Origin of the sequence: Streptomyces sp. NPDC020845 (assembly GCF_044334165.1) — a bacterium.
Lineage (GTDB): Bacteria > Actinomycetota > Actinomycetes > Streptomycetales > Streptomycetaceae > Streptomyces.
The window spans coordinates 501,161-522,108 of sequence record NZ_JBIRSJ010000003.1 but is presented as its reverse complement, the minus strand read 5'-3'; the positions used below and the strand labels follow the sequence as shown (position 1 = coordinate 522,108).

General features: G+C 70.8%; 20 protein-coding genes, 1 pseudogene and 1 riboswitch. Of the genes and pseudogenes, 11 read left to right on the top strand and 10 right to left on the bottom strand.

Annotation, left to right across the window (positions count from 1 at the left end):
• Positions 1-14: 14 nt before the first annotated feature.
• From ACH4U7_RS09485 to ACH4U7_RS09475, 3 genes are all read right to left on the bottom strand, one after another.
• The gene (locus tag ACH4U7_RS09485) at positions 15-1,709 is read right to left on the bottom strand and encodes an HEXXH motif domain-containing protein (RefSeq protein ID WP_398527378.1); all 1,695 of its coding nucleotides are present in this window, start codon (positions 1,707-1,709) and stop codon (positions 15-17) included.
• 254 nt (positions 1,710-1,963) lie between these two features.
• Positions 1,964-2,134 carry a hypothetical protein gene (locus tag ACH4U7_RS09480; RefSeq protein ID WP_398527377.1) on the bottom strand — a complete coding sequence of 57 codons (171 nt, stop codon included), beginning with the start codon at positions 2,132-2,134 and terminating at the stop codon, positions 1,964-1,966.
• A gap of 236 nt (positions 2,135-2,370) precedes the next feature.
• Positions 2,371-3,084: a DUF4232 domain-containing protein gene (locus ACH4U7_RS09475; protein WP_398527376.1), complete on the bottom strand. Its 714-nt coding sequence runs from the start codon at positions 3,082-3,084 to the stop codon at positions 2,371-2,373.
• Positions 3,085-3,438: 354 nt separating this feature from the next.
• Positions 3,439-3,620, top strand: a riboswitch (cyclic di-AMP (ydaO/yuaA leader).
• A 5-nt stretch (positions 3,621-3,625) separates the two neighbouring features.
• Here ACH4U7_RS09475 and ACH4U7_RS09470 point away from each other — a divergent pair.
• Positions 3,626-4,942 carry a transglycosylase family protein gene (locus ACH4U7_RS09470; RefSeq protein ID WP_398527375.1) on the top strand — a complete coding sequence of 439 codons (1,317 nt, stop codon included), beginning with the start codon at positions 3,626-3,628 and terminating at the stop codon, positions 4,940-4,942.
• A gap of 55 nt (positions 4,943-4,997) precedes the next feature.
• On the opposite strand, the gene ACH4U7_RS09465 is transcribed toward ACH4U7_RS09470, so the two are convergent.
• A complete protein-coding gene (locus ACH4U7_RS09465) occupies positions 4,998-5,267 on the bottom strand; it encodes a dsRBD fold-containing protein (RefSeq protein ID WP_043489472.1) in 270 nt (89 codons plus the stop codon).
• Between the two features lie 41 nt (positions 5,268-5,308).
• Positions 5,309-5,950, bottom strand: a pseudogene (locus ACH4U7_RS09460) (phosphoribosyltransferase); the annotation flags it as partial.
• 133 nt (positions 5,951-6,083) lie between these two features.
• Here ACH4U7_RS09460 and ACH4U7_RS09455 point away from each other — a divergent pair.
• Complete coding sequence (locus tag ACH4U7_RS09455) at positions 6,084-6,323, top strand: hypothetical protein (RefSeq protein WP_398527374.1); 240 nt, start codon at positions 6,084-6,086, stop codon at positions 6,321-6,323.
• Positions 6,320-7,078: a DUF72 domain-containing protein gene (locus tag ACH4U7_RS09450; protein WP_398527373.1), complete on the top strand. Its 759-nt coding sequence runs from the start codon at positions 6,320-6,322 to the stop codon at positions 7,076-7,078. Before ACH4U7_RS09455 ends, ACH4U7_RS09450 begins: the two co-directional genes overlap by 4 nt.
• 26 nt (positions 7,079-7,104) lie before the next feature.
• Here the strand turns inward: ACH4U7_RS09450 and ACH4U7_RS09445 are convergent, their stop codons facing one another.
• The 4 genes from ACH4U7_RS09445 to ACH4U7_RS09430 are packed head-to-tail and all read right to left on the bottom strand — an operon-like array spanning position 7,105 to position 11,421.
• Positions 7,105-7,929: a carbohydrate ABC transporter permease gene (locus ACH4U7_RS09445; RefSeq protein WP_398527372.1), complete on the bottom strand. Its 825-nt coding sequence runs from the start codon at positions 7,927-7,929 to the stop codon at positions 7,105-7,107.
• Positions 7,926-8,834 (bottom strand): carbohydrate ABC transporter permease, encoded by a 909-nt coding sequence (locus ACH4U7_RS09440; RefSeq protein ID WP_398527371.1) that lies wholly within the window; start codon positions 8,832-8,834, stop codon positions 7,926-7,928. Before ACH4U7_RS09440 ends, ACH4U7_RS09445 begins: the two co-directional genes overlap by 4 nt.
• The gene (locus ACH4U7_RS09435) at positions 8,831-10,261 is read right to left on the bottom strand and encodes an extracellular solute-binding protein (protein WP_398527370.1); all 1,431 of its coding nucleotides are present in this window, start codon (positions 10,259-10,261) and stop codon (positions 8,831-8,833) included. The genes ACH4U7_RS09440 and ACH4U7_RS09435 overlap by 4 nt, the downstream gene beginning before the upstream one ends.
• A 41-nt stretch (positions 10,262-10,302) precedes the next feature.
• Positions 10,303-11,421, bottom strand: coding sequence for a carbohydrate kinase family protein (locus tag ACH4U7_RS09430; protein ID WP_398527369.1), 1,119 nt, complete (start codon positions 11,419-11,421; stop codon positions 10,303-10,305).
• Between the two features lie 181 nt (positions 11,422-11,602).
• On the opposite strand from ACH4U7_RS09430, the gene ACH4U7_RS09425 reads away from it, so the two are divergent.
• From ACH4U7_RS09425 to ACH4U7_RS09390, 8 genes are all read left to right on the top strand, one after another.
• Positions 11,603-12,364 carry a DeoR/GlpR family DNA-binding transcription regulator gene (locus tag ACH4U7_RS09425; protein ID WP_398527368.1) on the top strand — a complete coding sequence of 254 codons (762 nt, stop codon included), beginning with the start codon at positions 11,603-11,605 and terminating at the stop codon, positions 12,362-12,364.
• Positions 12,361-13,722 (top strand): 6-phospho-beta-glucosidase, encoded by a 1,362-nt coding sequence (locus ACH4U7_RS09420; RefSeq protein WP_398527367.1) that lies wholly within the window; start codon positions 12,361-12,363, stop codon positions 13,720-13,722. Before ACH4U7_RS09425 ends, ACH4U7_RS09420 begins: the two co-directional genes overlap by 4 nt.
• Before the next feature lie 274 nt (positions 13,723-13,996).
• Positions 13,997-14,758, top strand: a complete 762-nt coding sequence (locus tag ACH4U7_RS09415) for a DeoR/GlpR family DNA-binding transcription regulator (RefSeq protein ID WP_353591831.1) — start codon at positions 13,997-13,999, stop codon at positions 14,756-14,758.
• Between the two features lie 75 nt (positions 14,759-14,833).
• Positions 14,834-16,189 carry an ABC transporter substrate-binding protein gene (locus ACH4U7_RS09410; protein WP_398527366.1) on the top strand — a complete coding sequence of 452 codons (1,356 nt, stop codon included), beginning with the start codon at positions 14,834-14,836 and terminating at the stop codon, positions 16,187-16,189.
• The gene (locus ACH4U7_RS09405; RefSeq protein WP_398527365.1) at positions 16,182-17,165 is read left to right on the top strand and encodes a carbohydrate ABC transporter permease; all 984 of its coding nucleotides are present in this window, start codon (positions 16,182-16,184) and stop codon (positions 17,163-17,165) included. Before ACH4U7_RS09410 ends, ACH4U7_RS09405 begins: the two co-directional genes overlap by 8 nt.
• Entirely contained in the window at positions 17,162-18,040 is an 879-nt protein-coding gene (locus tag ACH4U7_RS09400) for a carbohydrate ABC transporter permease (RefSeq protein ID WP_398527364.1), read from the top strand. Before ACH4U7_RS09405 ends, ACH4U7_RS09400 begins: the two co-directional genes overlap by 4 nt.
• On the top strand, positions 18,037-19,026 hold the full coding sequence (locus ACH4U7_RS09395) for a zinc-dependent alcohol dehydrogenase family protein (RefSeq protein ID WP_398527363.1): 990 nt from the start codon (positions 18,037-18,039) through the stop codon (positions 19,024-19,026). The genes ACH4U7_RS09400 and ACH4U7_RS09395 overlap by 4 nt, the downstream gene beginning before the upstream one ends.
• 120 nt (positions 19,027-19,146) lie before the next feature.
• Positions 19,147-20,526 (top strand): NAD(P)/FAD-dependent oxidoreductase, encoded by a 1,380-nt coding sequence (locus ACH4U7_RS09390; RefSeq protein WP_398527362.1) that lies wholly within the window; start codon positions 19,147-19,149, stop codon positions 20,524-20,526.
• A 5-nt stretch (positions 20,527-20,531) separates the two neighbouring features.
• On the opposite strand, the gene ACH4U7_RS09385 is transcribed toward ACH4U7_RS09390, so the two are convergent.
• Positions 20,532-20,921, bottom strand: coding sequence for a RidA family protein (locus tag ACH4U7_RS09385; protein WP_398527361.1), 390 nt, complete (start codon positions 20,919-20,921; stop codon positions 20,532-20,534).
• Positions 20,922-20,948: the final 27 nt, after the last annotated feature.

Below are 20,948 nucleotides of genomic sequence, written 5' to 3'. Positions count from 1 at the left end.
CGACGCCTTGGCGTTCAGCACCGGGTCCCGATCCAGCGGGCGAGAGCCACCGGGTCGGGGCCGCCACCGGCCGCATCGCGCAGCGCCCGGTACAGCGCTAGCACGACCTCCGGGCAGCCCAGCAGTGCTTCCTTGGCCGGGCCCGCGGGCATGGTCAGGGCGAGCCCCGACCAGGCGGGGAGGTCGTCAGGACGCTCGGCGACACGGTCGCGGTAGCCGCGCAGCGCGGCCGCCGTGTCCCCGGCGGCCCAGTCGAGGTCGGACCTCAGCGGGGCGTCCATGCCGTCGAACGGGTCCCCCTCCGGCTTCTCCCGCAGCAGGGCGAAGCCGGCCGGGTCGCGCAGGCGCAGCCGGACCAGCGCCGGGCGCGCCGCCACCGCCGTCCGGGACGCGCGCAGCATCGTCGTCGGAAGGGTGTCCGGAGCGGGTCGGCCCAGCCGCCAGGCCCGCGCCCACTGCCCGGTCCGGCCGGGGTCCACCGACAGATGATGCAGGCGGTAGAGCAGCCGGTGATCGAGGATGAGGTCTTCGGCGGCGCGCAGCGGAATCTCCGACACGGGCTCTGTGAGCCATTCGGCCAGTCGGACCTCGATCCCCCGCAGAAAACGGTCGCCCAGGGCGGTGAGCTCCGCGTGGGCGCGCAGCATCCGCAGCCCGTGGGAGGTCTGCGCGCGCCGCAGCGCGAACTCGAACTCCGAAATGGCCCGTGTGGTCTCGTCCGCTACGACATGCCTGTGGGCTTGCCAGAAGGCCGTGACGCCCAAGAAGGCGTACACGCCGTGCAGCAGACCGCGCAGCGGGCGGGGATCCACGCGCCAGGGCGCGTAGTGAATCTCCTCCAGACCACCGTGGATCAAAGGCACCAGGTCGAGGAGCGCGCTGAGTTTGACGTGCTGGGCCTCGTGGATCAGGGAGGCGGCGAGGGTGACCGAATCAGCCGGAGGGTTCAGCAGGACGCAGCCGTATGCCTCGGGTGACGAGGCACTGAAAGGTTCCGCCCGGGCGGGGTAGCGCACGGGGACGACGGAGATCAGACAGTCGGCCACACCGGCCGGATCCACATTGCTCTGCCGGGCGACGAGCGCCCAGGCGCTGTCGAAATGTTCCTGCCACCGCCACGCCTCCGGTTCACTCAGCCGCGTCGGAGCGGTGGGGCGCAGAAAGTCCCGGTAGGGGTCGAGGTCGTCCAGATAGGGCGAGCAGGGGTGGGCGGGGTGCCGTCCGTGCAGCCGTCTCAGAGGGTGCCAGCCCTTGACGTCCCGGGTGAGGTCGGAGGGCAGCGGCACCGTGTGCGGGCCGGCTCGCAGGGCTCGGCCGCCCGCGCCGTCGGCGACGATCTCTGCGACGGGGGACTCGCAGCCCGCCAGGTCGACGAAGCCCAGCGCCGGTAGCATCACCCCGCCGTCGCGGACTCCGACCACGATCCGGAAGTCGATCCCCGCTAGGAGGGCCGCCGAAGCGGCCACGGTGTGCAGATAGCCGGTTTCCAGCCACAGCGGGACCGCTGTGGTCTCCTGCTCTCCTTCCTCCGCGATGCCCCGCAGCCTGCGCAGACAGCGGCTGAGCCAGGCACCGACCGGGGGGTGCAGCAGCAGCCGCTCCACGCTCGGCGGGCTGCGCCGCTCGGCCTTTATCAGCAGCTCCCACGCCTCACGGGGGGCCGCCAGCGGCCCTGGCACCCGGGGATGGGAGGAGGCAAAATCGGTCAACGCGCGTAGCAGAAGCAAGAGGCGACTGCGCTGGCCCGCCCGTAACTCGGCGATCGCCGCCGCTCCCCCACCGCCATGTGCCATCTCTTCAAAGCACGCTTCGGACAGCCGGTGGTGACGGCTCATCGGTGACGCGGGGAGCGGCTGCGTACGGCGCGGGGCCGGGAGCGGGTAGGGAGGGCCAGCTGAATAGTCCGCCGGCATGGCCGCCTTTCTTGGTGGGGTGAATGCTGTCGCGCCACGCCGGGATTCCATCAACAGCCCTGTTGGTTCGCAGCGGAGGTCGTGAGTGTCGGCGGGGACTGTACGAGTTCGAGCAACCGCTGGGTCGCGAGAGCGAACTCCTGACTGTCGCCCAGTTCTTCGAGCGTCGTTCCCGAGAGGTCCACCAACTCCGTCTCGACCCCGGTCGCCGCTCGCTCCATGACATCGTCCCCCTCTAGACGCTCCGCGCCGGCTCAGGCGAGGCCTCTTCACATGGTGGCCCACCCGATAATGATTGCGGAAGGGCGAAAGGGGCCAGTGGGTGTCGGGCCCATCAAGATTTTGGGACATCCGGGGGCGTCATGTGGCCCCGCTTCCCGGCCAATTCATTTCCGGCGCCGCACGGTCGGGCGCGGGCGGGGGGCAGCGGTTCCGCGCCCGGCCGTGGCGCTCCGGGTCAGGGCTGGGAGCCCGGCTCGAGGGCGGTGACTTCGAATACTTCGCCGCAGACCTGGAGGGAGCGCGCCGACGTCTTCATCGAGCGGTAGGAGTCCGGCGGGTAGGCGCGAATTTTGGACGCGGTCCGCCAACAGGGCTTGTCGGACAGGCCTTTGTTGAGGGTGTGCAGACTCGCGTAGGCGCTGTCGCCGGGTTTCAGGACGACCGTGGGCCGCGCCGGTCCTCGGCGGGCGGCGGGGTCGCCGATAGCCGTGCCGGGGCTGTCGAGCAGGGAAACGCCGGGAAAGCCCGTCAGCGTGCAACTGGCCTCACCGGTATTGGTGAAGGCCAGAGGAACATAGACATTGCCCGCGCCGATATCCATCCGGCCGACGGACAGTTTCAGCTGATCCTCGGCGCAGATGCGGCGCGCGGCGGGCGGGGCGCCGGAGGCGCCCTCGGTGCCGACGGACGGCTTGGCCGCGCTCGGCGCCTTCGCGGGGGTCGAGGCCCGGCCGGAGTCATGCGCGCGTCCGCCGGGTTCAGCGGCGCCGGGCCGGCCGGCGCTCGCGGCCGAATGGGATGCACCCGCGGCGCCGGGCGGCGCGGGCGCCCCGGAGTCCTCGTCGGCGCCGCAGGCGGTGACCGCGGCCAGCGCGCCGATGAGCAGTGCGGATACGGATAAGACCGGCGGCAGACGCCTCGCGGGCGTCCCGCCGTACCGCTGAGCCATGGGCAACCTCCTGTGGGTCGGGCATCCGGCGGCCCGTCAGCCGCCGCGCCGAGTGCCCCGACTTTCCCCGTCCATTCCCCTTCGGCTCCTCTTCCCCCGATCAGCGTCCTTATGTCTGCGACGGCATTAATCGCATAACAGGGGCAATTCGGCATTGCGGATTCCGCACCACAATCACCCCATCCGTAAAGCGGTGACGCGGATCACAGTTCATCACCGCCGTGATCGATTTCCGGACACAGGTCCGTCGAGACCTTGTCGTGACCTAAACCATGTGTTTACTGTGCCGCACCCGGCGCATTCCATGCACGGGTCTCTCCCTCGCCGGAGCGCCGAGTCCTGCCGTGGCGGAGGAGTGACACGACGACCTGTCACGGCAGGAGCGGGGGAACCAGGTAGGCGCCGTGCCGCGCTATGTCGGGCGGGACGGCTAGGGGTGAAGTCGCGCCACGGTGCCGGGGGCACCGGGAACGGCGCGGCCGGGCAGCTCCCGCCCGAACCCGACAGCTCACCTCGCAGGCGTCAGGAGAGGATGAGCTCAATGGCTGCACGCGGACGTCACCGCCGGCCCCGGCCCCGCCGCGTCTCCCGCGCCTCGCTCGCGTTCACCGCGGGCGGCGCCGGCGTGGCACTGCCCCTCATAGGCGTCGGCCAGGCGAACGCCGCCTCCGTCGACACCTGGGACAAGGTGGCGGAGTGTGAGTCCACCGACAACTGGAGCATCAACACCGGGAACGGCTACTACGGCGGCCTCCAGTTCTCACAGTCCACCTGGAAGGCGTACGGCGGGACGTCCTTCGCGCCCCGGGCCGATCTGGCCTCCAAGGACCAGCAGATAGCCATCGCCGAGAAGGTACTCGACGCCCAGGGCCCCGGCGCCTGGCCGGTCTGCTCGGTCAAGGCGGGGCTGACCCGCGGCGGCCAGCCCGCGGATGTCACCCCCGGCACCGCGAGCGGCCGCGCCCAGACCCAGACCGCTCCCAAGGCCACCCCCAAAGCGACTCCGAAAGCCACCCCCAAGGCCACTCCCAAAACCGAGTCCGCTCCGGAAGCCGCGCCCAAGGCCACCACCAAGGCCGTCGACCAGAGCGCGGCCACCACCGGGCGGTCCGGCTCCTCGTACACCGTGGTCAGTGGCGACACCCTGTCCCGAATAGCCGACGCGCAGAACATGGACGGCGTCGGCGGCTGGCAGCGGCTCTACGAGGCCAACCGCCGCGTCATCGGCGACGACCCGGACCTGATCTACCCCGGCCAGAAACTCACCCTCGACACACACCGGTCCCCCGCCGCACAGCCCCGCGAGAGCCAGCCCCGGACCGAGCAGCGTACGGATCAGGCCAAGCAGCGCGCCGAGCAGGCGGCCAAGCAGCGGGTCGAGCAGGCCAACAAGGCCCGCGAGCGCGCCAAGAAGAAGTCCGGCTCGGCGGCGCACTCGTCGTCCTCGTCGGCGTCCTTCACCTCGCCCGTCGCCAGCCACGCCGTCGGCACCGCCTACGGCATCTCCGGCAGCAACTGGTCCAGCGGCCACCACACCGGGGTCGACTTCCCCGTCGCCACCGGCACCCAGGTGCGGGCGGTGGGCTCGGCCGAGGTGGTCGCCGCGGGCTGGGGCGGTGCGTACGGCTACCAGGTCGTGCTCCGCCACCCCGACGGCATGTACAGCCAGTACGCGCACATGTCGGCGCTGACCGTCCACGTCGGCCAGACGGTGTCCGCCGGCCAGCAGATCGGCCGGTCCGGGGCGACCGGCAACGTGACCGGACCGCATGTGCACTTCGAGGTGCGCACCGGCCCCGACTACGGCTCGGATGTCAACCCGCTCGCCTATCTCCGGTCCAAGGGCGTCCAGATCTGAGAGGTGTGTGAACGAAGGGTGCTCTGCCGCGGCCCGGTGCCGCGGCAGACCCGCCCTACATCACCAGATGTGCCTTCGCGTGCGTAACCTCCTCGATGTCACCGCCCGCCTTCGAGATCAGCCGGTGAGCGAGGTTGTTCAGCGCACGCGCCGCCGCGATCTCCTCGCCGACCCGCGGCTGCGCCGGGTCGTCGGGATTCCGGTTGGCCCGGCCCTGTGCCAGGATCTCGGTCCCGTCGTGCATCCTCAGCCGGACGACCGCCTCGGTCAGGGGTCCGAGCTCACGGAACTCCATTTCGATGTCGCATCCCACGATCGTCTCCATCGCGGTCATCACCTCCTGCTTCACTTACCAGGATGCGCCTGACCCGGCATCCCGGTCGACCGGGAGAGCAGCTCCACGACCTCGGCGTCGCTGGTCTGGGAGAAGTCCTCGTACCATTCGCCGACCGCCGAGAACTCCGCGGGGGTGGACAGACACACCACGTCGTCCGCGTCCTGCCGCAGCGCCTCGGCCGCGTCCGGCGGCGCGACCGGGACCGCCAGCACCACCCGGGCCGCGCCCTGGGCCCGGGCGACCCGGCAGGCCGCCCGTGCCGTGGCACCGGTGGCGATCCCGTCGTCCACGACGATCACCGTCCGGCCGCCGACCGCGACCCGCGGCCGGTCGCGCCGGAACCGCCGCGCCTGCCGTGCGAGCTCCTCTTCCTCGGTTCGCTCCACCTCCTCAAGCTCCTCTTTGCGCGCCCGGCTCATCCGTACGATCGCGTCGTGCACCACCCGCACCCCGCCCTCGCCGATGGCGCCGAAGCCCAGCTCGCGGTGGAAGGGGACGCCCAGCTTGCGGACGATGATCACGTCCAGGGGCGCCTTCAGCTCCCGCGCCACCTCGAAGGCCACCGGCACCCCGCCCCGCGGCAGCCCGAGCACCACGGGGTCCTCGCCGCTCAGGGGGGACAGCCGGGCCGCCAGCCGCCGCCCGGCGTCCACGCGGTCGACGAAGATCATGACTCACCCCGCTCGTACAGGGAGACCCCGCTCTTACGACTCCATCCGAAGATTCCCCCATCCGCAAACCGGCGGGGACCCGGTCGGCCGCGTCGGCGCGCGCAAGCGGGCCGGGGCGGCCCACCCTGGAACCATGGAGAACGCCACGGATCCGAGCGAGTCCGGCCATCTCGTCTTCGTGGACGCGTACGACGCGGACACCAGATACCGGCGGGTGTGGCTGCGCGGCCTGGGCTGGGAGCCGCTGGAGCGGGAGGAGTTCGAGCCGCGGGTGCGACGGCTGTTCCCGGACATCGACCTGGACGACCCCGAGCAGGTCCACTGGGTCGACCGGCCGGGCCAGTGGCCGCCCTGGCATCCGGGTGAAGCATGACGGTCCTCGTCGGCACCTCGGGGTGGCAGTACAAGGACTGGCGCGACGTACTGTATCCGTCCGACTGCCCACAGCGGCTGTGGCTGGAGGAGTACGCGCGGGGGTTCGCCACCGTCGAGTCCAACAACGCCTTCTACCGGCTGCCCACCCGCGAGCAGTTCGCCGCCTGGCGGGAGCGCACCCCCGCCGGGTTTGTGATGGCCCTCAAGGCCAGCCGCTATCTCACCCACATCAAGCGGCTCCGCGACCCCGAGGAGCCGGTCGCGCGGCTGATGTCGCACGCCGAGGGCCTGGGCAACCGGCTGGGCCCCGTGCTGCTGCAGCTGCCGCCCACCCTGCGCGCCGACAGCAGGCTGCTGGACACCGCGCTCGGCTGCTTCCCCGCCGGGACGCGGGTGGCCGTCGAGCCCCGCCATGACTCATGGTGGACCGACGAGGTCCGGGGGGTGCTGGAGCGCCGGGGAGCGGCGCTGTGCTGGGCGGACGCCGCCTCCCGGCCGGTGACCCCGCTGTGGCGCACGGCCACGTGGGGCTATGTCCGCTTCCACCACGGGCTGGCCAGGCCCGCGCCGCGCTACAGCCACCAGTCGCTGACCGCCTGGGCGCGCCGGGTGACCGACGCCTGGCCCGAGCGCGGCGATGTCTACGCGTACTTCAACAACGACCCGGGCGGAGCGGCCGTCCACGACGCCGTGGTCTTCGCCCGGGCCGTGGCGCGGCGCGGCCGCGAGGTGAGCCGCACCCCCGACCTGTGACCGGCCGCGCTCCCTTCGGTAAGTGGTCACTCCTTGACCGCGCCGCCCAGCATGCCCTCGATGAACCGGCGCTGCAGGGCCACATAGACGACCACCACCGGCAGCGCGATGAGCACCGAGGCCGCCGCGAGCAGCGCCGCGTCGGAGCTGTGCTGCCCCTGGAAGAAGGCCAGGCCAAGCGGGACCGTACGGTGGGCCTCGTCGCTGACCATGACCAGCGCCATCAGGAATTCGTTCCAGGTCCACATGAAGGTGATGACCACCATGGTGGAGATGGCCGGGCGGCCCATGGGCACCAGGACCCGCCACAGCGTGGTCCAGGTGTTCGCGCCGTCGATCCGGGCCGCCTCGATCACCGACCGCGCGCTGCCCCGGAAGTAGGTCCGCATCCAGAAGACGCCGAAGGCGAGGGACTGCGCGGTCTGCGGCAGGATCAGCGCCCAGTAGGTGTCGGTGAGCTCGGCGTACCGCAGATCGAAGTAGAGCGGTACGACCAGCGCCTCCTGGGGCAGCGTCAGGCCGATCACGAAGAGGTAGAACAGCACCGTGGAGCCGGGGAAGCGCATCACCCCGAAGGCGTACGCGGCGAGCACGGCCAGCACGGTGGTGGCCGCCACCACCGCTGCCGTCACCAGGACCGAGTTGCCGAGGTAGGTGCCGAAGTGGCCGCGGTTCCAGGCGTCGGCGAAGTTGCTCCAGTGCAGTCCGCCCTCGGGCAGCGAGAAGCCGGTGTCCAGGGAGTCCTGGGAGCCGAAGGCGGTGGAGAGGATGCCGATGACCGGGGTGAGCGCGATGACCGAGAAGAGGGCGAGGATGCCGTAGGTGACAGTGCGTTCGAGGCGCGTGGTCATGACCGCCGCCCTTCCACGAGCCGGGAGACCGTGACGGTCATGACGAAGATCAGGACCGTGAGGGCCACCCCCACGGCGGCGGCCGAGCCGACCTGGTTGGTCTCGAACGCCCGGTGGTAGACCTCGTAGGCGGGTACGGAGGTGGAGTTGCCGGGGCCGCCGCTGGTGGTGATGTAGATGAGGTCGAAGTTGCGCAGCCCCGCCACGATCGTCAGGGTCAGCGCGACCGCGATCTGCGGCCGCAGCCCGGGCAGGGTGACGGAGAAGAACTCCCGCACCGGCCCGGCGCCGTCCATCCGGGCCGCCTCGTACAGCTCGCGCGGGATGCGCTGGGCGCCCGCCAGGAAGAGGACCATGCAAAGACCGGTGCCGACCCAGGTGCCGACGATGCCGACGGCGGGCAGGGCCCAGTCGTAGTCGCCGAGCCAGGGGCGGGCGAGGGAGCCGAGGCCGACCGCGTGGAGCGTGTCGTTGAGCAGCCCGTCCGGGGCGAGGATCGAGCGCCAGGCGACGCCGACCACGATCAGCGCGAGGACCTGGGGCAGGAAGAGGACCGTACGGAAGAAGGTCATACCGCGGACCCGGGCGCGGGACATCAGGGCGGCCAGCAGCAGCCCGATGGCCACCGGCAGAGCCGAGTAGAAGACGAGCAGCAGCAGGGCGTGCGCGAAGGGGGCGCGCAGCGCGGGGTCGGTGAACAGGTCGCGGTAGTTGTCGAACCCCGCGGGGGTGGCGACGGTCAGGCCGTCCCAGTGCACGAACGACAGCCAGACCGACTGGCCGAAGGGGTAGAGCAGGAAGGCTGCGTACAGGAGGAGGGCGGGCAGGATATAGAGATAGCCGATGGCGCGGGGCTCACCCGGCGCCCGCCGCCGGTACGCGGCCGCGGAGAGAGGGTTTTTCATTTCGGCTCCGCCGGGGCGGGCGTGGCCGCGTGGCGCTCACGCTGTTTCTTCATGAAGGCGCCGTAGTCCTGTTGCAGGGTGGCGGCGAACCTCTCGGGCGAGGTCTTGCCGCTGATGACGCCCTGGAGGGCTGCGGTGATGGTGTCGAAGAAGGTGGGGCTGGAGTAGTCGAGGTACGGGACAAGACCGTCGGCCGCGCTCAGCCGCTTCCATCCGGCGATCATCTGGCCGTCCACGGTGTCCGGGTCCACCCGCTCGGCGGCAGCTCCGGGCACCGCGGGCAGCACACCGTTCTCGGTCATCACATCGGCCGCGTGCTTGTTGGTGATGAAGTCGAGGTAGGCGGCGGCGACTTCGGGGTGCTTGGAGCGGGAGGTGATCGACCAGGCGAGCCCCTGGCCGCCGGTGGTGACGGGGGCGCCGCCGGCCGAGGCGGGGGGCGGGACCATCAGGCCGAGCTTGTCGCCCATGGCCTTCTTCAGGTCGGCCAGCAGCCAGGTGCCGGTCAGCAGATAGCCGCCGTCGCCGGAGGAGAACTTCTTGGCGGCGTCGTCGTAGCCGAGCCCGTTGGAGCCCTTGGGGAGGTAGCCGCGCTTCGTCCAGTCGGCGAGGGTGGCCGCCGCGCCCTTGGTGGCGGCGGTGTCGAAGCCGGTGCCGCGGCCGAGTACGGTGTCGCGGACCTCGGCGGCGGCGAGCTGGTCCTGGAGCACGCCGAAGGTGTGGATGGCCGGGTACTTGTCCAGGTTTCCGAACTGGATGGGCAGCTTGCCGCGGTCCTTGAGGCGCGGGAGGCTCGCGGTGAACTCGCCCCAGGTCTTGGGCGGTTTGACGCCGGCCTTCGCCAGCACGTCCTTGTTGTAGTAGATGCCTACGTACTCACCGGTCTGGGATATGCCGTAGAGCCGGCCGGTGCCGAAGTCGGTGCCGTCGGCGGAGACCCGGTTGAGGTTGAGCAGGGTGTTCGGGTAGCGGGTGTTCCAGGCGTAGATCCCGGCGTAGTTGTCCAGCGGGGCGAGCAGCCCGGCCTGGACGAAGGACACCATGTCCGGGTAGCCCTGGTTGGCCTGGACCACATCGGGAGGGTTGTTGCCGGAGAGGGCGAGCTTGAGGGTGGTCTTGAGATCGTTGAAGCTGCGCGCCACCCGCTTGATCTTGACATTGGGGTACTTGCGCTCGAACTCCTTGTTGAGCTGCTGCAGTTCCCCGTTGGTGCCGCCCCGGATCTCCTGGTCCCAGACCGTCAGCGTGACCTTCCCGGCCTTGGCCGGGTCCGGTACGGCGACGGCGGGGCCGTTGCCCGGGCCGTAGGCCTGCGATCCGTCGGTGCCCGGCACACAGGCCGTGGCCAGCAGCGCGAGCCCGGCGGTGAACAGGACCGGCACAGCCCTCCGGCGTATCCGGCGCGAGCCGGTACGGGGGAATCTCATCAAGATCTCCTTCAGACGTATCCGTGGACCCGCGGGCATCGTCACGCGCCCCGGAAGCCGATGGTGGGCAGGGCTCGCAGGCGCGGCCACTCGCGCACCCCGGCGGGAATCAGCTCGTTCAAGAACCCGTAGCGGTGGGCCAGTTCACCGCAGGCCGCGCCGTCGTCGGCGGCCTGGGAGGTCAGCGCCCACCACGCGGCCACCTCCGCCCAGCCCGGGGCGGCCAGCGAGCCGCCGAAGTGCTGGACCGAGAGGGCCGCGGTGAGGTTGGCGAAGGCGAGCCGTTCGGCGAGCGGCCAGCCCGCGAGGGTGCCGGTCATAAAGCCCGCGACGAACACGTCGCCGGCCCCGGTCGGGTCGAGCGCGGCCACGGGCAGCCCGGGCACCTCGACGCTCTCCCCGGTGAGCGAGTCGATGGCCACGGCCCCTTCGGCGCCCCGGGTGACCACCGCGATGGGCACCAGGTCGGCCAGCGCCCGTACGGCCTGCTCGGGGGTGTCGGTGCGGGTGTAGCGCTGTGCCTCGGCCGCGTTGGGCAAAAAGGCGTGCGCGTACGCGAGGTCGGGCAGCGCGGCCAGGTCCCAGCGGCCGGAGTCGTCCCAGCCCACGTCGGCGAAGATCCGGCTGCCCTGGTTGTGCGCCTGGCGCACCCAGTCCTCCTGCCGCCCCGGCTCGAAGGCGGTGACGCAGGCGCGGGAGGGCGGCGGTGTGGTGTGGGTGGCGGGCGGCGGGGCCAGGTGCTCATGGGTGACCATGGTGCGCTCGCCGTCGTACGCCATGGACACGGTGACCGGCGAGTGCCAGCCCGGCAGCCGCCGGGAGTGGCTGAGGTCGACGCCCTCGCCACTGGCCAGGGACTCCCAGCAGTAGTCGCCGTACACATCGGCGCCGAAGGCCGCGGCGAGGGTGGTGTGCAGGCCCAGGCGGGCGAGGGCGGTGGCCATGTTGGCGATGCCGCCGGGGCTGGAGCCCATGCCGCGCGCCCAGGTCTCGGTGCCGCGCACCGGGGCGTGGTCGAGGCCGGTGAAGATGATGTCGAGGAACACGGTGCCGGTGAGATAGACGTCGTGCTCGGGGTCTCCGGGGGCGCGCAGGGCGGCCAGCGGGTCTATGGAATCTGCGGTTCCGGCAGTGCTCACCGGTGCGCCCTTCCTGTTCATCGCGGTGTTCTCGTGGTGTTCGCGAGGTGTTCGCGAGGTGTTCGCAGAGATGTTCTCTATGTCTTGGTCGTACTGCGCAGGGGGTGATCTGCGTGAGCGACACCTTGCATGGCCCAGCCAACGAATGCAAGAGGTCGGTCACACTCGCGCAAACCCGCTCACGTGGAGTACGTTTGCCGACATGCTGCGAGAGACCCGGCACGAGAAGCTGCTGAGCATCCTCGGTGACGAGGGCGTGCTGCCCATCGGCGAGATCGCCAAGCGGCTCGGGGTCAGCGAGGCCACCGCCCGCCGGGATCTGACCGAGCTGGGCCGGGCCGGCCGGCTCACCCGGGTCTACGGCGGCGCGGTGGCCACCCCCCAGCCGGACGAGGAGCGGCCCTTCGGCGAGGTGGCGGTCGACGACCTGGCCGACAAGACGGCCGTCGCCCGCCGGGCCGCCCGGCTGATCGCCGACGGGGACGTGGTGCTCCTGGACATCGGCACCACCACACTCCAGCTCGCCAAGCTGCTGCGCGGCCGCCCGGTCACCATCGTCACCAGCAACCTCGCCATCTACGACGAGCTGCGCGACGACCCGGAGGTCACCTTGATCCTGCTGGGCGGACAGGTGCGCAGCAACTACCGGTCCGTGGTCGGCTTCCTCACCGAGTCCAACATCCGCCAGCTGCGCGTCGGCCGTCTCTTCCTCGGCGCCAGCGGGGTGCTGCCCGACGGAAGCGTGCTGGACAGCACTCATGTGGAGGTGCCCGTCAAACGGGCCATGCTCGCCTCGTCCCGCGAGGTGGTGCTGCTGGCCACCGCCGGGAAGTTCCCCGGCGACACCGGGCTCGCCCGGATCTGCGGGCCGCAGCAGATCGACACCCTGATCACCAACGAGACATCAGACCCGGCGACCCTCGAGGTGTTCCGCGAGGCCGGTGTGGAGGTAGTGACCGTATGAGGCTGACTGTGCTGGGCGGCGGCGGATTCCGTATGCCGCTGGTGTACCGGGCACTGCTCGACGACAGTGGGGACGCCGCCGGGCGCTGCACCGAGCTGGTCCTGTTCGACACCGACCGCGGCCGGCTCGACGCGATCGGGGCCGTCCTGGCAGAACAGGCCGCCGGCCGCCCCGGCGCACCCGCCGTCCGCGCAACCACCGACCTCGACGACGCGCTGCGCGGCGCCGACTTCATCTTCTCCGCCATCCGCGTCGGCGGCCTGGCCGGCCGGGCGCGCGATGAGCGCGTCCCGCTGGCCGAGGGCGTCCTCGGCCAGGAGACAGTGGGCGCCGGCGGGGTGCTGTACGGGCTGCGCACCCTGCCGGTGGCGCTGGAGATCGCCGAGCGGATCGCCGCCGTGGCCCCCGACGCCTGGGTCATCAACTTCACCAACCCGGCCGGCATGGTCACCGAGGCGATGCAGCGGGTGCTCGGCGACCGGGTGATCGGCATCTGTGACTCCCCGGTCGGGCTGTGCCGCCGCGCCGCGCGGGCGCTGGGCGCCGACCCGGGCCGGGCCAGTTACGACTATGTGGGCCTCAACCACCTGGGCTGGCTGCGCGGGGTGATCGTGGACGGGCGGGACCGGCTGCCCGAGCTGATGGCGGACACCGCGGCCCTGGAGTCCTTCGAGGAGGGCAAGCTCTTCGGCGCGCCGTGGCTGCAGGCGCTGGGCGCCCTGCCCAACGAGTATCTGCACTACTACTACTTCAACCGGGAGGCGGTGAGCGCCATCCGGCAGGCCCCGGCCACCCGCGGGGAGTTCCTGCGCGACCAGCAGGCGGGCTTCTACGCCGAGGCCGCGGCGGCGGGAACGGCTGAGGGGGCCGCCGGGGCGGGGGCGCTGGAGCTGTGGGAGCGGACCCGTATGGAGCGCGAGGCCACGTACATGGCCGAGAGCCGGGAGGCGAGCGGCGGCTGGCAGCGGGACTCCTGTGACCTGGACGGCGGTGGCTACGACCGGATCGCGCTGGCCATCATGCGGGCCATCGCCCGCGACGAGCGCGCCACGCTGATCCTCAACGTACGCAACCGCACCGCGGTCCCCGGTCTGGACGCGGACGCCGTGGTGGAGGTCCCCTGTCTGGTCGACGCGGGCGGGGCGCGCCCGCTGGCCGCCGGGCCCGTGGCGCCGGACCAGCTCGGGCTGATGCTCACCCTCAAGGCCGTGGAACGTGCCACGATCGCCTCGGCCACCTCGCACGGCCCGGCCGCCCGCGCCGCGGCCCTCCGCGCGCTCGCCGTGCACCCGCTCGTCGACTCCGTCAATGTGGCGAGCCGTATCCTCGACGCCTCAGGAGCGCTCTCAGCCTCCTAGCACATGCCCGAACGGGCTTTCCCTAGTCTCTGAACGCGCCCGGCCGGGCGCCGTTCATGCCCATTTTCCAGAATCGGGCAGCGAACGGGCAGGCCGGGCGCGTCTTCGGTCACCCCACCGCGCAACCACCGCTCCCCGCACCCTGGCCGACCAGGCAAGACAACGGTCCTGCAACGGGCGCAGCCGGGCACGATCCGCCCTGTGCCGCCACTGGCGGCCGTGTTGCCCGTTTGTAAAACTGCCACGCAAGTCAGCAGCAGGCAGGAGGTGCGGTGTGGACGCGGAGGAACGCCGTCGGGAGATCCTCGACGCGGCCCGGCGCGCGGGGTCCGTCGATGTCGGGAAGCTCGCCGCGGACCTCGGGGTCTCCAAGGAGACCGTGCGGCGCGATTTGCGGGTGCTGGAGGACCACGGTCTTGTACGGCGCACCCATGGCGGTGCGTACCCCGTGGAGAGCGCCGGTTTCGAGACCACCCTCGCCTTCCGCACCACCATGCACGTCCCGGAGAAGTCACGGATCGCGGCGGCCGCCGCGGATCTGCTCGGCGACGCCGAGACCGTCTTCATCGACGAGGGCTTCACCCCCCAGCTGATCGCGGAGGCCCTGCCCCGGGACCGTCCGCTCACGGTGATCACCGCCTCGCTGTCGGCCGCGAGCGGCCTGGCCACCCGCGAGAACACCACCGTGCTGCTGCTGGGCGGCCGGGTGCGCGGTGGCACCATGGCCACCGTCGACCACTGGGCCACCCATATGCTCTCGGGCTTCGTCATCGACCTGGCGTTCATCGGCGCCAACGGCATCTCCCGGCAGTACGGGCTCACCACGCCCGATCCGGCGGTGAGCGAGGTCAAGGCGCGGGTGGTCAAGGTGTCCCGGCGCAGAGTGTTCTCCGGGGTGCACAACAAGTTCGGGGCCGTCAGCTTCTGCCGCTTCGCCGATGTGTCGGACTTCGAGACGATCGTGACGGACACCGGGCTCCCGCTGACCGAGGCCAACCGCTACTCGCTGCTGGGCCCGCAGATCATCCGGGTCTGACGCCCCCGTCCCCGCAGTTCTGACTCCCCCTCACTTCTCCTCACTTCTTCAACTGTTCCTTCGATTGGACCCGTTATGCCCATCCTGACACTTCGTGCTGCCCGGATACCGGTCGTGGCCATGGCCGCGGGGGCGCTCCTCGCGGGGTGCGCCGGTATGGGGGGCGGTGGTTCCGGTGGCAAGACCATCAACGTCCTGATGGTGAACAACCCGCAGATGATGGATCTGCAGAAGCTCACCGCCAAGCATTTCACCAAGGAAACGGGCATCCGGGTCAACTTCACGGTGATGCCCGAGAACGACGTCCGCGACAAGATCAGCCAGGACTTCTCCAATCAGGCCGGCCAGTACGACGTCGCCACCATCAGCAACTTCGAGGTGCCGTTCTACGCCAAGAACGGCTGGCTGCTGCCGCTGGACGACCATGTCGCCGACGACCGGACGTTCGACCAGAAGGACATCCTGCCCTCGATGCGGCAGTCCCTGACCGCCGACGACGGCAAGCTGTACGCCCAGCCGTTCTACGGTGAGTCGTCCTTTCTGATGTACCGCAAGGACGTCTTCGCCGAGAAGAACCTGAAGATGCCCGAGCATCCCACCTGGCAGCAGGTCGCGGACCTCGCGGCCAAGGTGGACGGCGCCCGCAAGGGGATGAAGGGCATCTGTCTGCGCGGGCTGCCCGGCTGGGGCGAGCTGATGGCCCCGCTCACCACGGTCGTGAACACCTTCGGCGGCACCTGGTTCACCAAGGACTGGAAGGCGCAGCTCACCTCACCCGAGTTCACCGCGGCCACCGAGTTCTATGTCGATCTGGTGCGCAAGCACGGCGAATCCGGGGCGGCCCAGTCGGGCTTCGCCGAGTGCCTGAACAACCTCACCCAGGGCAAGACGGCCATGTGGTACGACGCCACCTCCGCGGCCGGTTCGCTGGAGGGCACCAAGTCGCCCGTACGGGGCAAGATCGGCTATGTCCAGGCGCCGGTGGTGAAGACCAAGAGCTCCGGGTGGCTCTACACCTGGGCGTGGGGCGTGCAGAAGGCGTCCCGTAACAGCGACAACGCGTGGAAGTTCGTCTCCTGGGCCTCCAGCAAGAAGTACGAGGCCCTGGTCGGCAAGACGTACGGCTGGTCCAGCGCGCCCGCGGGCAAGCGGGCCTCCACCTACGCCAACCCGGAGTACCGCAAGGCGGCCGGCACCTTCTCCGAGGTCACCCGGCAGTCCATCACCAGCGCCAATCCGCGCGACCCGGGTGTGCAGCCGCGGCCGACCATCGGCATCCAGTTCGTCGACATCCCCGAGTTCTCCGACCTCGGGACCAAGGTCGCCCAGGAGATCAGCGCCGCCATCGCCGGAAAACAGTCCGTCGAGTCGGCACTCAAGAAGTCGCAGAAGCTGGCCGAGAAGGTGGGCGAGGAGTACCAAGATGACTAATCCACTCACGGCGACGCCCGTGCGCAGCGGACCGCCCCCGGCCGTGGCCGCCTCGCCCCGGCGCGCCCCGCGGAAGCCCAGTGCGGCCCGTGCCTGGGCCACCCGGGCGCCGCTGATGCCCGCCCTGATCTTTCTGATCGCGGTCACCCAGCTGCCGTTCGTGGCGACCTTGGTGATCTCCCTCTTCGACTGGAACTCGCTCAAGCCCGATGAGCGCGAGTTCGCCGGTCTGTCCAACTACACCTCGGCGGTGAGCGACGAGGGGCTGCGCGAATCGATCGTCACCACCGTGCTGCTGACCGCGACCGTGGTCATCGTGAGCGTGGTGCTCGGGCTGATGCTGGCGCTGCTGATGGACCGTAAGTTCCGTGGCCGGGGGCTGGTGCGCACCATGCTCATCGCGCCGTTCCTGCTGGTCCCCGTGGCGTCCGCGCTGCTGTGGAAGCATGCGCTGTACAACCCGGAGTACGGCCTGTTCAACGGCGTGCTCAGCTGGGTGGGCGATCTGTTCGGCATGGACAACCCGCCGCAGCCGGAATGGGTCTCCGATATGCCGATGTTCGCGGTCGAGGCCTCGCTGGTGTGGCAGTGGACGCCGTTCATGATGCTGATCCTGCTGGCCGGTCTGCAGGGCCGCCCCCTGGAGATGATCGAGGCGGCCCGGCTGGACGGCGCGAGCAACTGGCAGATCTTCCGCTATCTGACCCTGCCGCATCTGCGGCGCTATCTGGAGCTGGGCACCCTGCTGGGCTCCATCTACATCGTGCAGAACTTCGACGCGGTGTTCACCATCACCAGGGGCGGACTGGACACGGCCAACCTCCCGTACACCATCTACGAGACCTTCTACAACGCCCACGAGTACGGGCAGGCATCCGCCGCGGGTGTGCTGGTGGTGATCGGCACGATCATCATCGCCACCTTCGCGCTGCGCGTGGTGTCGTCCCTGTTCCGTGAGGAGGTGTCCCGCGCATGACCTCCTTGACCGCCACGGCCCCGGTGACCTCGGTCCCGCCGGCCGCCCGCCGGGCCCGCCGCCGCGGCGCCGCGCTTGGTCTGCTGGCCTGGCTGACCGGCATCTTCTTCGCCCTGCCCGTCGCCTGGATGGCGCTGACCTCGTTCCACTCCGAGGCCGACGCCGCCACCAACCCGCCGTCCCTGACCGCCCCGCTCACCCTCGACGGCTACCGCGAGTTCTTCGGGGTGAACGGCGGGGCCGACCCCTGGCCACCGCTGCTCAACTCGCTGGGCGCCAGCCTGTTCTCCACCCTCTTCGTGCTGGTCCTGGCGCTGCCGGCGGCGTACGCGCTGTCCATCCGGCCGGTGCGCAAGTGGACGGATGTGATGTTCTTCTTCCTGTCCACCAAGATGCTTCCGGTGGTGGCCGGGCTGCTGCCGGTGTATCTGTTCGCCAAGAACACCGGTTTCCTGGACAACATCTGGCTGCTGGTCATCCTCTACACCTCGATGAACCTGCCGATCGCGGTGTGGATGATGCAGTCCTTCCTCTCCGACATCCCGGTGTCCATCATCGAGGCGGCCCAGATGGACGGGGCGAAGCTGCCGACCGTACTGCTTCGGGTCGTCGCCCCGATCGCCGGGCCCGGTATCGCCGCCACCTCGCTGATCTGCTTCATCTTCAGCTGGAACGAGTTGTTGTTCGCCAATGTGCTCACCGGCGTGGTCGCGCAGACCGCACCGGCGTTCCTGACCAGCTTCGTCACCAGCCAGGGCCTGTTCCTGGCGCAGGTGTGCGCGGCCTCCATCGTCATTTCCCTCCCGGTACTCGCCGCCGGTTTCGCCGCCCAGGACAAGCTGGTCCAGGGCCTCTCGCTAGGAGCAGTCAAATGAGGGCCGCCGTCATCGAAGCCCCCGGCAAGGTCAGCGTCGCCACCGTCCCCGACCCGACCCCCGGGCCGCGCGAAGTGGTCGTCGATGTGGCGGCCTGCGGGCTGTGCGGCACCGATCTGCACATCCTCCAGGGGGAGTTCGCCCCCACCCTGCCGATCGTCCCCGGACACGAGTTCGCCGGCGAGGTCGTCGGCATCGGCAGCGAGGTCACCGAGGTGGCGGTGGGCGACCGGGTCGCCGTCGACCCGTCCCTCTACTGCCATGAGTGCCGCTACTGCCGCATCGGCCGGGGAAACCTCTGCGACCGCTGGAACGCCATCGGGGTCAGCGTGCCCGGCGGCGCCGCGGAGTTCGCCGTGGCGCCGGTGGCCAACTGCGTACGGCTGCCCGAGCATGTGGACGTGGCGGACGCGGCGCTCATCGAGCCGCTGTCCTGCGCGGTGCGCGGCTACGACGTGCTGAACAGCCGGCTGGCCAACGAGGTGCTGATCTACGGCTCTGGCACCATGGGCCTGATGATGCTGGAGCTGGCCAAGCGCACCGGGGCGGCGAGCGTCGACGTTCTGGACATCAACCCCGACCGGCTCGCCACCGCGAACCAGCTCGGCTGCTCCCGCTCCGCCGCCTCGGCCGATGAGCTCGACCAGCCGCGCGGCTGGGACGTGGTCATCGACGCGACGGGCAACCAGGCCGCGATCCAGGACGGGCTCGGCCGCGTCGCCAAGGCGGGGACGTTCCTGCAGTTCGGGGTCTCCGACTACGCGACCAAGGCCGTGATCGAGCCGTACAAGATCTACAACCAGGAGATCACCATCACCGGCTCCATGGCCGTGCTGCACAGCTATGAGCGCGCGGCCCAGCTGTTCGCCACCGGGGTGCTCGACCCGAAGGTCTTCATCAGCGACCGGCTGCCGCTTGAGCAGTACCCGCAGGCACTCGACCAGTTCCGCGCGGGACAGGGCCGGAAGATCGTCGTCGAGCCCTGAGGCCGGCCCTGAGCCCCGGCGGCTGATTCGACACGCGCCCCACCATGCGCCGTTGACGGCCCAAGCCAGGCACCCCAGGCTTGGGCCGTACCGATCACCGGAGACGACGAGGGGTGCGTTATGAGCGGCGGCGCGGCGGTGGTGGGCGGCGGTCTGGCCGGAACGCTGGCGGTGGCGGCGCTGCTCGGGCAGGTGGAGACGGTGACCGTCATCGAGCGCGACCGCTACCCGGAACAGCCGGTGTTCCGTAAAGGGGTTCCCCAGGGCCGCCATCTGCACGTCTTCCTCTCCGGCGGACAGCGGGCCCTGGAGAAGCTGCTGCCCGGGACCGTCGCGGAGCTGGAAGCGGCCGGAGCGCGCCGTATGGAGGCGCCGCGCGATGTGCTCACCAGGACCCCGCACGGCTGGCACCGCCGTCTGCACGAGGGCAGACACGCCGTGATCAGCTGCACCCGTCCGCTCCTGGACGCCACCGTACGGGCCCAGGTCCTCGCCAGGGCCGCCGAGTCCGGGACCCGGGTGGAGGTGTTACAGGCGTGGGAGGCGATCGGGCTCCTCGGCGGCGCGGACCGGGTGACCGGCGTCCGCGTGCGCTCGCGCGATGCCGGGCACGCCGAGCGGGAGCTGCCCGCCGAGCTGGTCGTCGATGCCTCCGGACGTGGCTCGCGCGCACCGCGGTGGCTTACGGAACTCGGCCGCCCGGCGCCGCGCGAGGAGGTGATCGACGCCGGAATCGGCTACTCCACCCAGATGTTCCGGCCCGCCGAGCCGCTCCGCACGGCCGTGGTCCTCGAGCCCAGGCCCGCTCTTCCGCGCGGCGCGGCGTGGTCGCCCGTCGAGGGCGGCAACTGGCTGCTGACCCTCGCCGGGGTGCGCGGCCACCACCCGCCGACCGACGGTTCGGCGGTACCCGATTTCGTGGCCTCGCTCGGCGAACCGTATCTGCTGGACCACCTCAAGACCTGCGAAGCGGTGTCCCCGCCGTACGCCTACCGCGACACCGCCAACCGCCGCCGCGACTACCACACTCCGGGCGGCGTCCCCGAGGGGTTCCTCGCGGTCTCGGACGCCGCCTGCACGTTCAATCCGATTTACGGGCAGGGCATGTCGGTGGCCGTTCTGAGCGGACTGGCCCTGCGCGAGTGCCTGGCCGACGGCGGTCCGCGCCGCCCCGGCTTCGCGGCCACGGCCCAGCGCGCCGTCGCCCGCGCGAGCGAGACCGCGTGGCTGACCGCCGCGGGGGCGGACCGCCCGTACTCCGCGGGCGCCGACGCCACTTCCCCGGGGACGGCCGAGCGACTGCAGACCTGGTACTTCGGCCGACTGGCGGCCCGGGCGACCCATGACCCGACCGTCGGGGCCGCCTTCCGCGACGTCACCCATCTCGCCGCGCCGCCGTCCCGGCTGCTGACCCCCGCGGTGGCGCTGCGCACGATACTGCTGCCGCGGCGGCCGGGGCTGGCGAGCATTCCCCTGCGGGTGGAGGGCGCGGCGGGCTAGGCCCTTTACGCCGCGGTGCGCCGCGCGTACACCTCGATCTCGATCTTCATCCGGGGGTCCGCGAGGCCGCACATGAGCATCGTGGCGGCCGGCCGGACCTCGCTGAAGCGGCGGCGCAGGACCGGCCAGCAGGGCTCGAAGTCGGCCCGGTCGGGCAGCAGATAGCGCACCCGCACCACATCGGCGAAGGTGCACCCCGCCTCGGCCAGCGCGGTCTCGATATTGCGCAGACACTGCTCGGCCTGGACCGCCACATCGTCGGAGATGGTCATCGTGGTGTAGTCGAATCCGGTGGTCCCGGACACATGCACCCAGTCGCCGTCGACCACGGCGCGGGCATAGCCGATCTGCTCCTCGAAGATCGATCCGCTGAGGATCGCACGTCGCTCCGTCATGCGCCGCACGCTAGGCGACCAGCGCTG